The sequence below is a fragment of the Shewanella sp. 433 genome (assembly GCF_059338565.1).
Genome location: NZ_CM181703.1, coordinates 2180591 through 2196369, shown reverse-complemented (window position 1 = coordinate 2196369; position 15779 = coordinate 2180591). Strand labels below are relative to the sequence as shown.

Annotated in this window: 13 protein-coding genes and 3 tRNA genes; 5 read left to right on the top strand and 11 right to left on the bottom strand. The window is 43.3% G+C overall.

The window, feature by feature from the left end; translation table 11 throughout:
* The first annotated feature begins 37 nt into the window (after positions 1-37).
* The gene (locus AC5YB1_RS09655; protein ID WP_494518991.1) at positions 38-1267 is read left to right on the top strand and encodes a uracil-xanthine permease family protein; all 1230 of its coding nucleotides are present in this window, start codon (positions 38-40) and stop codon (positions 1265-1267) included.
* A 101-nt stretch (positions 1268-1368) separates the two neighbouring features.
* On the opposite strand, the gene AC5YB1_RS09650 is transcribed toward AC5YB1_RS09655, so the two are convergent.
* The gene (locus AC5YB1_RS09650) at positions 1369-1719 is read right to left on the bottom strand and encodes a Grx4 family monothiol glutaredoxin (RefSeq protein WP_494518990.1); all 351 of its coding nucleotides are present in this window, start codon (positions 1717-1719) and stop codon (positions 1369-1371) included.
* Positions 1720-1947: 228 nt separating this feature from the next.
* Here AC5YB1_RS09650 and sodB point away from each other — a divergent pair, with 228 nt between their 5' ends.
* From sodB to AC5YB1_RS09630, 4 genes are all read left to right on the top strand, one after another.
* Entirely contained in the window at positions 1948-2532 is a 585-nt protein-coding gene (gene sodB / locus AC5YB1_RS09645; protein WP_494518989.1) for a superoxide dismutase [Fe], read from the top strand.
* A 233-nt stretch (positions 2533-2765) separates the two neighbouring features.
* Positions 2766-4700 carry a PrkA family serine protein kinase gene (locus tag AC5YB1_RS09640; protein ID WP_494518988.1) on the top strand — a complete coding sequence of 645 codons (1935 nt, stop codon included), beginning with the start codon at positions 2766-2768 and terminating at the stop codon, positions 4698-4700.
* Between the two features lie 48 nt (positions 4701-4748).
* A complete protein-coding gene (locus AC5YB1_RS09635) occupies positions 4749-6017 on the top strand; it encodes a YeaH/YhbH family protein (protein WP_494518987.1) in 1269 nt (422 codons plus the stop codon).
* A 9-nt stretch (positions 6018-6026) separates the two neighbouring features.
* On the top strand, positions 6027-7553 hold the full coding sequence (locus AC5YB1_RS09630) for a SpoVR family protein (protein WP_494518986.1): 1527 nt from the start codon (positions 6027-6029) through the stop codon (positions 7551-7553).
* 72 nt (positions 7554-7625) lie between these two features.
* Here AC5YB1_RS09630 and rplY read toward each other — a convergent pair whose 3' ends face one another.
* The 10 genes from rplY to prpF all read right to left on the bottom strand — a co-directional run bounded on the left by rplY (position 7626) and on the right by prpF (position 15730).
* Complete coding sequence (gene rplY, locus AC5YB1_RS09625) at positions 7626-7913, bottom strand: 50S ribosomal protein L25 (RefSeq protein WP_110458937.1); 288 nt, start codon at positions 7911-7913, stop codon at positions 7626-7628.
* 127 nt (positions 7914-8040) lie between these two features.
* Positions 8041-8595, bottom strand: a complete 555-nt coding sequence (gene mepK / locus AC5YB1_RS09620; protein WP_494518985.1) for a peptidoglycan L,D-endopeptidase MepK — start codon at positions 8593-8595, stop codon at positions 8041-8043.
* Positions 8596-8685: 90 nt separating this feature from the next.
* Complete coding sequence (locus tag AC5YB1_RS09615) at positions 8686-10206, bottom strand: L,D-transpeptidase family protein (protein ID WP_494518984.1); 1521 nt, start codon at positions 10204-10206, stop codon at positions 8686-8688.
* Between the two features lie 374 nt (positions 10207-10580).
* Positions 10581-10666: transfer RNA gene (locus AC5YB1_RS09610), tRNA-Leu, on the bottom strand.
* A gap of 39 nt (positions 10667-10705) precedes the next feature.
* Positions 10706-10779, bottom strand: a tRNA-Cys gene (locus AC5YB1_RS09605).
* Positions 10780-10809: 30 nt separating this feature from the next.
* Positions 10810-10885: transfer RNA gene (locus tag AC5YB1_RS09600), tRNA-Gly, on the bottom strand.
* A gap of 204 nt (positions 10886-11089) precedes the next feature.
* Positions 11090-11647 carry a CDP-diacylglycerol--glycerol-3-phosphate 3-phosphatidyltransferase gene (gene pgsA, locus AC5YB1_RS09595; RefSeq protein WP_494518983.1) on the bottom strand — a complete coding sequence of 186 codons (558 nt, stop codon included), beginning with the start codon at positions 11645-11647 and terminating at the stop codon, positions 11090-11092.
* Positions 11648-11694: 47 nt separating this feature from the next.
* Positions 11695-13527 (bottom strand): excinuclease ABC subunit UvrC, encoded by a 1833-nt coding sequence (gene uvrC / locus AC5YB1_RS09590; RefSeq protein WP_494518982.1) that lies wholly within the window; start codon positions 13525-13527, stop codon positions 11695-11697.
* Between the two features lie 31 nt (positions 13528-13558).
* A complete protein-coding gene (uvrY, locus tag AC5YB1_RS09585; RefSeq protein WP_494518981.1) occupies positions 13559-14203 on the bottom strand; it encodes a UvrY/SirA/GacA family response regulator transcription factor in 645 nt (214 codons plus the stop codon).
* A gap of 348 nt (positions 14204-14551) precedes the next feature.
* The gene (gene prpF, locus AC5YB1_RS09580; RefSeq protein WP_494521617.1) at positions 14552-15730 is read right to left on the bottom strand and encodes a 2-methylaconitate cis-trans isomerase PrpF; all 1179 of its coding nucleotides are present in this window, start codon (positions 15728-15730) and stop codon (positions 14552-14554) included.
* Positions 15731-15779: the final 49 nt, after the last annotated feature.

Below are 15779 nucleotides of genomic sequence, written 5' to 3'. Positions count from 1 at the left end.
TTAGAATTGTCCGGTTTACCTAAAAAAGAGAGAAAAAATGAATCGTTTAGCAATTCCATTACAAGGTGCGCAAATGTTATTTGTCGCCTTTGGTGCACTGGTATTAATGCCGCTATTGACTGGCCTTGATACCAATGTTGCCTTATTTACCGCAGGGATGGGTACTCTGTTGTTTCAACTGATCACCCAGCGTCAAATCCCTATTTTCCTCGCCTCCTCTTTCGCGTTTATTGCCCCTATCCTATATGGCGTACAAACTTGGGGGATCCCATCCACCATGGGCGGGCTCATGGCTGCAGGTTGTGTCTATTTGATTTTAGCGAGTGTGGTTAAAGTTCGTGGTGACGGGTTTATTAAACGGTTATTGCCGCCTGTTGTCGTTGGGCCTGTGATTATTGTCATTGGCTTAGGGTTGGCGCCCGTGGCCGTCAACATGGCTTTAGGTAAAAGCGGTGATGGCAGTATGGTGTTGATTGATGGCAGCTCCGCATTGATAATTTCTATCGCATCATTGTTATCTACCATCGCAGTGGCCATATTTGCCAAAGGCGTTGCCAAATTGATGCCGATTTTAGCCGGGATCATTGTGGGCTATAGCATCAGTTTAGCCATGGGTATTGTTGATTTCACTCCCGTACATAACGCCAGTTGGTTTGCGATTCCAAGCTTTGTTGCCCCTGAGTTTAACTGGCACGCCATCGCCTTTATGATCCCTGTAGCCATAGCGCCCGCAGTTGAACATATCGGTGATATTTTAGCAATTTCAAACGTGACCGGTAAAGATTACATGAAAAAGCCAGGCCTACATCGCACGCTAAGCGGTGACGGCATTGCCACCATTGCAGCATCGGCACTTGGCGGGCCTCCAAATACGACATATTCAGAAGTCACTGGAGCGGTAACGCTCACCAAAAGTTTTGATCCACGCATCATGACATGGACAGCCATCACAGCAATAACCTTAGCTTTTGTGGGTAAACTCGGTGCATTGATGCAAACCATCCCTATTCCTGTGATGGGCGGCATCATGTGTTTACTGTTTGGTTCTATTGCGGCGGTTGGGCTTAACTCGCTCATCAAAAATCAGGTCGACATGGGTGAGCCAAGAAACCTGTGTATCGTCGGCGTTACCTTAGTGTTCGGTATCGGTGGCATGGCCTTTGGTATCGGGTCATTCAGCCTAACAGGAATTAGCCTATGTGGTATTGTTGCCATTACCATGAACTTATTACTTCCGGCAACTAAGCCAGCAGCGCACGGCGAATAATTCATCTCAAGCTTAAGTTAATAAAAAAGCCCTTCAATTGAAGGGCTTTTTTATTAACTGCATGCCTAATTCGCGGCACTTCGACTTGTCATGACAAATGACTAAGCATCAGCATCTTGTACTGGATATTTTGCAGCAGTTTCATTGATCAAGGTTTGTAGCTCACCCTTTTGATACATTTCAGTCAAAATATCACAGCCACCGATAAGCTCACCTTCTACCCATAACTGCGGGAATGTAGGCCAGTTAGCGTACTTCGGCAGTTCTGAGCGAATATCTGGATGCTGTAAAATATCAACATAGGCAAATTGTGCACCACAATTAATCATAAGCTGCGCTACTTGAGATGAAAATCCACAGCTTGGTAACTTTGGTGAACCTTTCATATAAACGATGATTGGGTTTTCAGCAATCTGCTGTTTAATTTTTTCTACAGTTTCATTTGTTTGCATCTTCTTTCCTAAATATTGCAGCAAAGCTACTTAAACAATTTTGCCTATTGTACGTCAGTATGGCGAAGAACAAAAACCTACTTTTATCATGGTTATCAAATAGAATAATTTACCGATTGAATTAATCGACAAAATCAGCCAAACAATGATTCACATCACAATTTTATCAGGTAGAATGGCGACAGTGAGCAAACAGAAAAGACAATTGACTGTCAATGGAGAAAAAACATGGCTTTTGAATTACCAGCACTTCCTTATGCAAAAGACGCATTAGAGCCCCATATTTCCCAAGAAACGATTGAATACCATTATGGTAAGCATCACAATACATATGTTGTGAAGTTAAACGGCCTGATTGAAGGTACAGAGCTTGCCGAGAAAAGCCTAGAAGAGATCATCAAGACCTCTACTGGTGGTATTTTCAATAATGCGGCTCAAGTTTGGAACCATACCTTTTATTGGAACTGCCTGTCGCCAAATGGCGGTGGTGCTGCGACTGGCGATATCGCCGCTGCAATTGATGCAGCCTTCGGTTCTTTCGATGCGTTCAAAGCTCAGTTTACTGATTCAGCAGTGAACAACTTCGGTAGTGCGTGGACTTGGTTAGTTAAAAAAGCAGATGGCTCTTTAGCCATCGTCAACACGAGTAATGCTGCCACCCCATTAACAGAAGATGGTGTAACACCACTACTGACTGTTGATGTATGGGAACACGCTTACTATATTGATTACCGCAATGTTCGCCCTGATTACCTTGCTCATTTCTGGGAACTTGTTAATTGGGAATTTGTTAACAGTAACTTTGCTGGCTAACAAATCGCCTACTGATTAAAGGGAGCCTTAATGGCTCCTTTTTTGTTTTTAATCTAAGGCTTTTGAGTCAAATCGCCACTCGCCACATATGCAACAATTGCATTTGCAATTTTTGTTATTGTTTTCATTATACTTTTTTGTTAGCCAACTCACATTTCCCGTCTATCATTAGGAGTAGGTAACTAAAACTTCAGTTACCGCTTCAGATTGATAGTTGTTTCAGGGGGTGGAAAATGGGTATATTCGAGCATTACCAACAACGCTATGAAAAAAAGTTAGATGAAGAGTATTCACTACAAGAATTTTTAGCCATTTGCAAAGAAGACCGCATCGCATATGCATCGGCAGCCGAACGTCTGTTGATTGCAATCGGTGATCCTGAGGTTATCGACACCTCAAAAGATTCGGTGTTAAGCCGAATCTTTTCCAATCGTTTAATCTCAAGATACCCAGCTTTTAAAGATTTTTATGGCATGGAGGAAGCAATAGAACAGATAGTGGCCTATCTGAAACATTCTGCTCAAGGATTGGAAGAATCAAAGCAGATCCTCTATCTCTTAGGACCTGTCGGTGGTGGTAAATCATCCCTAGCTGAAAAACTCAAGTCACTTATGCAGCATGTTCCTATTTATGTACTCAGTGCCAATGGGGTTCGTAGCCCAGTAAATGACCATCCATTTTGTTTATTCAACCCTGATGAAGATGCTGAACTTCTCAAGAGTGAATATGCGATTCCTGGACGCTACCTCAAAACCATCATGTCCCCTTGGGCAGTCAAGCGGTTGCATGAATTTGGTGGTGATATTTCTCAATTCAAAGTTGTAAAAGTCTACCCTAATATCTTAGATCAATTAGCCATTGCCAAAACAGAGCCTGGCGATGAAAACAATCAAGATATCTCCTCACTCGTAGGTAAAGTCGATATTCGTCAACTGGAACATTTTGCCCAACATGATGCCGATGCTTACTCCTATTCGGGAGCACTGTGTCGTGCCAATCAAGGGTTAATGGAGTTTGTAGAGATGTTTAAAGCGCCTATAAAGGTACTACATCCACTACTTACCGCCACTCAAGAAGGTAACTACAACGGCACTGAAGGCCTTTCAGCCCTGCCCTTCAACGGCATCATTTTGGCCCACTCAAACGAATCTGAATGGACCACCTTTAGAAATAATAAAACCAACGAAGCGTTTTTAGACCGTGTCTATATTGTCAAGGTCCCCTACTGTTTACGTGTGTCTGAAGAGATCCAAATCTATAAAAAACTGTTATTCAACTCTGAATTATCACAAGCACCTTGTGCCCCTTATACCTTAGAATTATTGGCCCAATTTAGTGTGTTGTCTCGTATTAAAACGCCTGACAATTCATCGGTATACTCGAAGATGCGAGTCTATGATGGTGAAAGCTTAAAAGACACAGATCCCAAGGCTAAATCCTATCAAGAATATCGTGATTACGCTGGTGTCGACGAGGGAATGCAAGGATTGTCGACCCGATTTGCCTTTAAAATTCTCTCCAAGGTATTTAACTTCGATCATAGTGAAATTGCCGCTAACCCAGTGCACCTTTTTTATGTGCTCGAGCGACAAATCGAACAAGAACAATTTCCTAATGACACAGCCGAACGATATTTAGAATTTTTAAAAGGCTACTTAACCCCCAAGTATGTTGAGTTTATTGGTAAGGAAATTCAAACGGCCTATTTAGAATCCTATTCAGAATATGGCCAAAACATTTTCGACCGTTATGTCACCTACGCTGACTTTTGGATTCAGGATCAGGAGTATAGAGATCCCGAAACTGGCCAACTATTTGACCGTGCCGCCCTAAATGCGGAGCTTGAAAAGATAGAAAAACCAGCAGGAATAAGTAATCCCAAAGATTTTCGCAATGAGATTGTTAACTTTGTATTACGGGCTAGAGCCAACAATGAAGGTTCAAACCCACTATGGACCAGCTACGAAAAGCTGCGCACCGTCATTGAAAAGAAAATGTTCTCCAATACTGAAGATCTGTTACCCGTTATCTCATTTAATGCCAAAACCTCGACCGACGATCAGCGTAAACATGATGATTTTGTCAATCGAATGATGGAGAAAGGCTATACCAAGAAACAAGTAAGACTGTTATCAGAATGGTATCTACGCGTGCGTAAATCATCTTGATAATATTAGATGGGGAGTACTCTCCCCACGAGTCTTTTGGAGGTGCGCATGGCTAACTTTATAGACAGACGTTTGAATGCTAAAGGAAAAAGCACAGTCAATCGCCAACGCTTTATCAACCGATATAAACAACAAATAAAAAAAGCCGTCAGTGATGCGGTGACTAGGCGCAGTGTTACCGATGTCGACAAAGGCGAAAAAATTGGTATTCCGACTCGAGATATTAGCGAGCCCACTTTTCAGCAAGGTCGCGGCGGCGTCAAGGAACGTGTACATCCTGGTAATGATCAATTTGCACGAGGAGATAAAATTGAGCGGCCACCCAAAGGACAGGGGCAAGGTAGCGGACAAGGCGATGCATCTGACACTGGTGAAGGCCAAGATGACTTTGTCTTTCAAATATCTAAAGATGAGTATTTAGAGTTGTTGTTTGAAGATCTAGAACTCCCCAACTTACAAAATAATCGTCTTAATAAACTGGTTGAATACCAAACGTATCGTGCAGGATTCACCAATGATGGTGTACCCGCCAATATCAATATTGTGCGTTCATTGCGCTCCTCGTTAGCGCGGCGCATTGCCATGGCATCATCGAAAAAGGCCCTGTTAAGCGAGCTACGAGCAGAGTTGGAAGACTTGGAGCAAACACCGGGATCTGAAGCTGAAAAGATCATGAACTTACAACAGCAGATAGCCGAGTTAGAAGGAAAAATTGCCAGAGTACCATTTATCGATACCTTCGATTTACGTTACAACAACTATGCTAAACGTGAAGTCCCCTCCAGCCAGGCGGTGATGTTTTGTTTGATGGACGTTTCAGGTTCGATGGATCAAGCAACCAAAGATATGGCAAAACGTTTCTATATTTTGCTCTACCTATTCCTCACTCGGACCTATAAAAACCTCGAAGTTGTCTATATTCGTCACCACACACAAGCTAAAGAAGTCGACGAACATGAGTTTTTCTATTCACAAGAAACTGGTGGCACCATAGTATCGAGTGCACTTAAATTAATGCATGAGATTCAACAACAACGTTATCCAGAAAATGAATGGAACATTTACGCAGCTCAAGCATCAGATGGTGATAATTGGGCTGATGACTCGCCAGCCTGCCGCCAAATTTTAGAAAAAAAATTACTCCCCGTAGTGCGCTATTTTAGCTATATCGAGATAACCAATCGCGCCCATCAAACCTTATGGCGTGAGTATGAAGGACTTCAAGCTACTCACGATAATATTGCAGTTCAACACATTAAACGAGCAGAAGATATTTACCCTGTATTTAGAGAACTGTTTAAGAAACACGCTGTTTAAGGGGGCCTTATGGGTTTAACTAACGCGAAAAGATTAGATGATGGTCCAGATTGGACGTTTGACTTATTGCAATCTTATCTAACCGAAATAGAGAGAGTCGCGGCTCACTATCGCCTCGATACCTATCCTAACCAAATTGAAGTGATCACTGCAGAGCAGATGATGGACGCCTATGCGGGTATCGGTATGCCTATCGGCTACACTCACTGGTCCTTTGGCAAAAAGTTTATCGAAACTGAACAGGGCTATAAACGCGGTCAAATGGGACTGGCCTACGAAATTGTCATCAATTCAGATCCTTGTATTGCTTACCTAATGGAAGAGAACACCATCACCATGCAAGCCTTAGTGATGGCCCACGCCAATTTTGGCCACAATAGTTTCTTTAAAGGTAACTACTTATTTAAAACTTGGACCGATGCCAGCTCGATCATCGATTACTTAGTATTTGCAAAAAACTATATTCGTGAATGTGAAGAGCGTTATGGCACCGAACAAGTAGAACTGATCATCGACTCTTGCCATGCATTAATGAACTATGGGGTCGACCGCTATAAAAGGCCCAGTGAAATATCTTTAAAAGAGGAGAAAGTGCGCCAACAGGAGCGCGAAGAATACCTCCAAAGCCAAGTAAATGACTTATGGCGCACACTACCATTAATGCCCATCACTGAAAAGACACAGTCAATTACAAGTTTTCCTGCCGAGCCGCAAGAAAATATTCTCTATTTTATTGAAAAAAATGCACCACTATTGGAATCATGGCAGCGAGAAATTGTGCGTATTGTCAGAAAAATGAGCCAGTATTTTTATCCACAGAAACAAACTCAAGTCATGAATGAAGGCTGGGCGACCTTTTGGCATTACACCATTTTGAATCACCTCTATGACGATGGCTTAGTCAGCGACCGCTTTATGATAGAGTTTTTAAAAAATCACACTAACGTTATCGCACAGCCCAGTTACAACAGCCCTTATTACAGCGGTATTAACCCTTATGCATTGGGTTTTAATATGTTTGTTGATATACGGCGTATTTGTGAGTCTCCCACTGAAGAGGACAAACGTTGGTTTCCGGAGATAGCGGGGAGTAACTGGTTAGATACCTTGCACTTTGCCATGGAAAATTTTAAAGATGAAAGTTTTATTAGCCAGTATCTATCACCCAATATTATTCGCCAATTTAAGTTGTTTAGCATTCTTGATAATGACCAAAAAAACTACCTGAATGTCTCTGCCATTCATGACGATCAAGGTTATCAAGACATCCGCCAAATGTTGTCACAGCAATACAACCTATCCAATATTGAACCCAATATTCAAGTGCAAAACGTAGCGATAACGGGTGACCGTTCGTTGATATTAAGATACATCCCCATCAATCGTATCCCCTTAGATGATAGCTGCAAAGAAGTCGTTAAACACCTGCACCGTTTATGGGGATTTGCCGTCACATTGGAAGAGTTGAATGAACAAGGAGAGACAAAAATCATCGCAACATGTCCAGACAAGCAATCAGAACTGGATAATATGTAGTAGTAGATGGCTTATTCATTTTTAGCCAATAAAAAAGCGCCATAAAGGCGCTTTTTCTATTTCAATTCCGCATTAAGCGAAAGTGAAATCCACGTGCTCGATAAGAGGCTTAAATGCGTGGCGTTGCATAGCTTGAACACGAACTTTAACTTCTTTACCATCTAAAACGATAGTGATATCTGAAGTATAGAAATCAGCATTCGCTTGAATGTTGATAATATCTTTGTGTTCGAATTCAATAGAAACAGGTTCTTTACCCGCACCATAGATAACAGCAGGAACTTTACCAGCATGACGTAGGCGGCGGCTCGAACCTTTCCCTATTTCAGTACGGGCTTGTGCGGTAATTGCGTAAGACATAATTTACTCACTTAATATAATAAAGTTTTAGGTGACCATCGTTTTCGACCAACGATGACCTCATTTAAAGCGAGCGAATACTAGCATACACATGGCTTAGGTACAAACACTTGTTAAGCTCTTGGCATTACCAAGTTCTTACCGGCCCAGTATCTACGTGTACAAAGCCAGAATTAGGGTAAAAACCCACTCCCCCCAACTTTAAAGAGACCGCCGCATCACGCAAATCTTTTAAATTAACATCGGGAATCGCAATATCCATTGCCATCCCTTTCATATGGTAGCTTTTCTTTGCAACCCCATTACTCTTTTGCGCTAGCATGTGATTCGTCTTCGGTGACCGATAACCAGAAATCACATGATATTCATGTTGATCATCAATATTTAACGTCTGTTTGAGTAAATAAAGTAGATCGAATAATCGCTTATCCATTGGAGCCACTTCATTTTGCCTATGATCTCGTAAAATATGATTAAAATCTATAAGGGTATTATCCTGATAACTCCCATCAATCCAATAGCTTCCTTGCCCCTTTTCCCCTGTATGTCTGTTATAAAAGCTCAAGCTACGTACACCTTTGGTTGACCGACTCGCTTTCACTTTAGGAGACAACATCGAAAACATTGCTACACCACCTAGGCCTAACAACAACTGCCTACGTGAAGGACACACTATTGACATTAATACCACCGTTCATTATTCACACAAAAACAGCGCGTAAATTAAACGGTATTAAAGGTAAGATCAAGCTAATGTTTTGACTGTAGCCCTTTATTCATCAAGGGTTGAGTGGGTGTAAGCCTGTAAATCAGAAATAATATTTTGATTTTTCTTATATATATCATCCCTAAACTGGGCAATATTGTGTTCATCGAGCCAAGATGTCCAATAAACCAGATGTACTGGTAATTTATCATCGAAGGCAAACCACTGGGTTTTTGTACGCTCTATTTGCATGTCGACCCAAGTCTGTTTATCACGCACAAGATTCGATGCTATCCAGTTAGCCAATTGCTCGACTTTTTCAACGCGAATACAGCCTGAAGATAACGCCCTATCGCTTCGTGCAAAAAGCGCTTTATCTTTGGTATCATGCAGGTAAACACTATATTGATTTGGAAAATACAACTTATATCGACCTAAGGTGTTATTAACCCCGGGCTTCTGCACTAACCGATATGGAAAATGGCCTCTAGCAAGATCACTCCACTCCTCATTACTTTTTACCACTCGTTCTTCAGAATAGTTAAACACTTCAAAGTTATGCTGACTAATAAAACCACCATCTTGGCGCACTTTAGGCAGTAGGTCGTATTTAAGTAAGCGTCTTGGTACGCGCCAGCTCGGATTAATGACTAAGTTGCTGATCTCTCCCTGTATAACGGGGGTTGGTCGAAATGGCTTTCCGACAATAACTTTCGACTGTAACACGGTGCGATCATCATCGACCAATACCAAATCGTAAGCCGGAATATTGATCAATAAATAACGTTTACCTATCTTGCTCATGTATTTAGCGCGATTTACAAAATTGATTGCCAGCAGTTTTGCACGCTGAGTAGGAGATACGTTGAGCCAGCGAAGTGTCGCCGGTCCAATAATAGCATCAGGCTTAAGTCCATGACGCTGCTGAAAGGTTAATATTGCACGACGTAATTTCTCATCGTAAACATCGGTAAATTTATAAGCCTCAACGCCCTCTACAGCACTTGGTGTTGGTGGCGTATTTAACAGACCACGGTATTCAGAACCCACCCTATCTGTCTGACTATCTTGATAATCATTACCTGCGCTCTGGTCATTATTGTCTTGCTCGTCATAGTCACCTAACCATTTTAGCCGCTGGATAATATTACTAACATAAGGATGACTATCTCCAGGCTTTAACCAGCCATTAATTTCGATCCGTGGCCAAGGTTGCACTTTGGCCAACCATGCAAGATAACGAATACGATTATTAATAGGTAAAAAGCCATCAATATTAGGTTCAAGCGCCAACACGCCAGTATAGGGATCGTCATCGTTGATTAAATGTGGCGCGATCACGCTAATGTTGTGATACTGCCAGAATTGCGCAATAGAGGATTTGATCTGATTAAAATCATCATTAGATAAAGGTTTATTTGCCGTTAACATCCGTTCGTATCGCAAAAAACGTTCGCTAGATTCAATTAGAGATATTAGCTGTACTTGCTGTAATAGCGCAGTGGTGGCGGCTTCCATTCTTGGTACTGCAGCGACTGTAGACATCACCCACAACAACACTATAAGCGTAACTATACTTCGCATCATAATCCCTCCTTGAGTAATTATGGCGTAAATACGCAACAGCAAAGAGGTGCCTAAAGACAGATTTTGAATAAGTTAGCCGTTTATCCAAACTAAATAGCTAAATAACGAAACACTGAAGTACGCTTCAGCTACTGTGTTCCTACATGCCTTGTAGCTACCAATATCAATATTTTGCTCTGAGTTGTACCGTACGTTTTTGATGTTGTAACACTTTATAGTGTAGAGCCGATGCTAGAGCTCATTTAACGACAGTGGCCATAATGATCTCCCAAACCGACGACAACAAACTGGCAATGAAAAATCTGGGATATACAGATAAACAGCAGATACAAAAAAGCCCCAACAACTGTTGAGGCTTTTTTGTCATCTTAAGATGGTACCCGTGGCCAGACTTGAACTGGCACGCTTATTCAGCGAGGGATTTTAAATCCCTTGTGTCTACCGATTCCACCACACGGGCAATGTGTGCGTTTTATCGCTGTTGCGCTAAAACTTAAAGTGGAGGCGCGACCCGGAGTCGAACCGAGATCGACGGATTTGCAATCCGCAGCATAGCCATTCTGCCATCGCGCCAAATTCAATGTCCAACTTACCATTGTAAATTGGAGCGACATATCGGGTTCGAACCGATGACCTATACCTTGGCAAGGTATCGCTCTACCAACTGAGCTAATGTCGCATCACTCTTTGCTACATTGATTTTCAAACTTAATTCAAATCTTGTTTAACTTAAGGTTAATCAACAATGTTGCGTTGTTATCTTGGTTAAGCTTAAGTTGCTTCCCCTTGACTTCGGAATCGAATTCTACCGATTTTAGTTCCAGTGTCAACGCACTATTTTACAATTTAACGCCGTTTGCACACTAAGTGATCGCATTGTATTCTAATTGTTCGATTCGTCAGTTAAATCACCCCATGCTGCCATAATATAGCTAACCATGGACCAAAATGTCAGAATCGCCGCGACATAAAACAGCGCAATGGCGGTATAAGTCAAAAAGTCATTCGGACGCCAGATCAAACCAACAATCGCCACCATCTGGGCCGCGGTTTTGTACTTACCAATCCAGGACACGGCAACCGAGCCCCGCTTACCAATTTCGGCCATCCATTCTCGCAGCGCAGAAATCACAATTTCACGACCGATCATAAATAGTGCAGGCAAGGTTAGCCAAATATGGTCATATTCAGCCACCAGCATCACTAACGCTGTGGTCACCATGATCTTATCGGCAACGGGATCGAGAAAAGCACCAAAGCGGGTCGACTGTTGCAATTTTCTGGCGGCGTAACCATCCAGAGCATCTGTGACGGCTGCTAACCAGAACACAAAAGCGGCTGCAAAAGGCGACCAGCTATAAGGAACATAAAAAAGAACTACAAAAACAGGCAGTAAAACTAGCCTGAATAGCGTAAGCGCTATCGGTACATTAAACGGCATGACGAAACCAATTATCTAAAAGCAGCGCCAATCTTGCCTTAATTTTGTTACCCTCGCAATGCATCATGTATTGTTTGTGCCATTTCTAAGCTAATACCTGGGACTTTTGCCAATTCAGCGACACTTGCGCCTTTAACTTGCTGAAGTCCCCCTAAATATTGTAACAAGGCCTTACGCCGTTTTGGCCCCACTCCAGTAATGGACTCGAGTGTTGAGGTGTTACGTGTTTTTTGGCGTTTGTTTCTGTGACCTGTAATTGCAAACCTATGTGATTCATCACGAATATGCTGGATCAAATGCAGTGCTCCCGAGTCAGTCGGCAAGTGAAACGTAACCTCATTTTCACCATAAATAAGGGTTTCTAAACCAGGCTTACGCCCTTCCCCTTTTGCTATGCCGATTAATGTCGGGGCAATATCTAAATGGGCAAATTTCTCATCGACAACCTGCTGTGCGATTCTGAGCTGCCCAATACCACCATCAATAAATAAAATATCAGGAATTTTGCCATTAACATCAATTTTATCGAACCGTCGACTAATTGCTTGCTTCATTGCCGCATAATCATCACCAGGGGTGATCCCCTTGATATTATAGCGGCGATACTCTGACTTATTGGGCCCTTCACGATTAAACACCACACAAGAGGCGACCGTGCTCTCTCCCATAGTATGGCTAATATCGAAGCACTCCATACGGCGGATCGGAGTCGATAGCTCTAATGCCTCTTCGAGTAACAGGAATCGCTGCTCGATAGTATTTTGCTGTGATAATCGCGTTTCAACGGCATTTTTTGCGTTGGTATCGGCAATGCGCAAGAAACTAGCTCGTTCGCTACGTACCTTAGTCTTAATGACCACATTTTTTTTAAGTGCCTTTTCAATCGCTTGTTCCAACTCATGGATATCATCAAAGTCATGGCTAACGATGATCTCTTTTGGCAACGTACGTTGGCTGTCGAAATTAAGATAAAACTGCAGCATAAAGGCGCGCAGCACCTCATCGAGTTCGGTCTTATCCGGTACGGCGGGATAGTAACTGCGGCTCCCAAAAATTTTACCGCCGCGAATAAACAATAAATGAAAACAAGCAACGCCAGAGGCAAAGTACACCCCTATCACATCCATATCACCGCTGCCGCCCGACACCTCTTGTTGCTCGACAACCCGGCGCAGTGCACTTATCTGATCGCGAAAACGCGCAGCAGCCTCATAATTAAGTGCTTGTGCCGCTTGTTCCATCTTGCCTACCAGCGTTCCCATTACCTGCTGATCTCGCCCGCGTAAAAATAGCGTGGCGAGTTTAACCTGCTCTTGGTACTCCTCATCGGAGACTTTACCGACACAAGGGGCGCTGCAACGGCCAATTTGATACTGCAAACAGGGGCGGGACCGCGCCTTATAGTAGATATCGTCACATTGACGGATAGGAAATAATTTTTGCATCAAATGTAAGCTTTCTCTAACGGCGCCGCCATTAGGGTATGGGCCAAAGTATTGGCCCCTCTCACGTTGAGGTCCACGATGGTAGGCTAAACGAGGATGCTGATGCTGACTGAGCAAAATATAGGGGTAAGATTTATCATCTCGCAGCAGCACATTGTATTTTGGCATGTACTGCTTGATGTAATCATTTTCAAGAATAAGCGCATCGGTTTCGCTGTGGGTCAGCGTAACGTCAATATCATGAATATGCGAAACTAAGGCTTCGGTTTTAACATTGTTTAAATTTTTACGAAAATAGGAGCTAAGTCGTTTCTTAAGATCTTTAGCCTTGCCCACATAAATAACGGTCCCCTGGGCATCATACATACGATATACACCAGGGGATGAGGAGACGCTTTTGAGAAAGCGGGACGAATCAAATGTAGAGATAGTCATACCTAAATGCTTGTTGGGGCTATTGAAACAGTTAAAACTGGCCTGTATCCAACATCTTATAACGAATGGCTAAGCGGGTCAGTTCAACATCGCCATTGATCCCCAACTTATCAAACAGCCGGTAACGATAGCTGTTGACCGTTTTAGGGCTTAAATTGAGTTGTTCTGAGATATCACTGACCTTCTCACCATTGGTGATCATCATCATGATCTGCAGTTCGCGCTCCGACAGGCTATTAAACGGATTATCATCTGCTTGATTAAATTGACTCAATGCCATCTGCTGCGCAATTTCAGGCGATAGATAACGCTGACCGTGGGCTACTTGACGAATCGCTTGAATCACCTCAGGCGGCGTAGCGCCTTTGGTTAAGTAACCAGAAGCCCCTGCTTGCATCACTTTGGTTGGAAACGGATCCTCGGTATGAATGGTCAGCACAATAATTTTGGCATGAGATTGATAGCGTAAGATCTTCCGGGTCGCTTCGAGCCCGCCAATCCCCGGCATGTTCATGTCCATCAAGATCACATCGGCTTCGTTATTACGGCTCCACTGTACTGCAGACTCGCCATCTCCAGCTTCACCTACAACCTTAATCCCACGCTCATCTTCAAGAATACGTCGAATGCCCGTTCTTACCAGTTCATGATCATCAACCAAATATACAGATATCAACTTAAAATCTACCTTGATAGCTAACACTAAACCGACATTGGTTTATATACGATAACACAATGTAATTTATCCCAATTCACGTTAATAAGAAAGAATAAAGTGAACTCATCTAAGCCAATGAATTATAAGTAATCTATTTCAGTTATTTACCATTCAAAAAATTAGCAAACCGCCAGTTACAAGCTAACGGTTTACTAACTAAAACACTACATCGAACCAGACTCATAACGACACTATCAGTGCCTGTACAAGCCTATTGCTACGCAAGTGAATCGCTTAAGCCACACCATGACAATTAATATGCTCGCACACTCCATTTCAAAGTATGGTCTGCATAATGAGGCTGTGTTACTCGATGGTATCGGTCGGAATATACACCCAACCTTGCATTAATACCCGGGCACTACGGCTCATACTCACTTTTTCCACCTGCCACTCACCCGCTTGTTGCGTGGCACTCGCGCCCACTTTTAACGTGCCTGAGGGATGCCCAAAACGCACACTGGTGCGCGCCTGAGCACCCGCTGCCAAATTGACTAAAGTACCAGGGATCGCCGCAGCGGTGCCAATGGCCACAGCAGCTGTGCCCATCATAGCATGGTGTAATTTGCCCATAGACAAGGCGCGAACGAGCAGATCCACATCATTTATCGTCACCGTTTTACCACTTGATACGCTATGGGGTTTTGGCGGCGCGACAAAGGCAATTTTAGGCGTGTGCTGACGAATCTTAGCCTCATCAATCGATTGAATAAGCCCCATTTTAAGGGCGCCATATGCCCGAATTAATTCAAATTTAGCCAAAGTCGCAGCATCACCATTAATCGCCTCTTGCAACTCGGTGCCATCGTAACCCAGCTCCTGTGCATTTAAGAAAATAGTAGGAATCCCGGCATTAATGAGGGTCACGGCAAAATGCCCGATGCCCGGCACATCAAGCTCATCGACCACATTACCCGTGGGCAACATGGCGCCCGCTTTATCGGCGGGATCGACAAACTCAACTAACACCTCAGCAGCTGGAAAAGTCACGCCGTCGAGTTCAAAATCGCCCAACTCAAGTACTTCACCATCGAGCATAGGCACATGCGCAATAATGGTTTTATGGATATTGGCCTGCCAAATACGCACCACAGCAATGCCATTTGCAGGAACTTTTGCGGGGTCAACTAAACCTTGGGAGATCGCAAAAGCCCCTACCGCCGCCGTTAAGTTACCGCAATTACCGCTCCAATCGATAAAGGGTTTATCGATTGCCACTTGGCCAAAAAGATAGTCAACGTCATGATCCGGTTGACCGCTTTTAGCCAAAATCACGGTTTTACTGGTACTCGAAGTGGCTCCACCCATCCCATCGGTATGTTTACCATAAGGATCTGGACTGCCGATCACCCGCAATAATAGCGCATCGCGCGCCGCGCCAGGCACTTGCGCCGCAACAGGCAGATCGTTTAAGGCAAAAAACACCCCTTTACTGGTGCCGCCACGCATATAGGTCGCGGCAATTTTCATCTGTTTCATGGACATTCCTGTAGTCGCGTTAGCGACGACATCAAACGCTAGTATGTCATCGCCA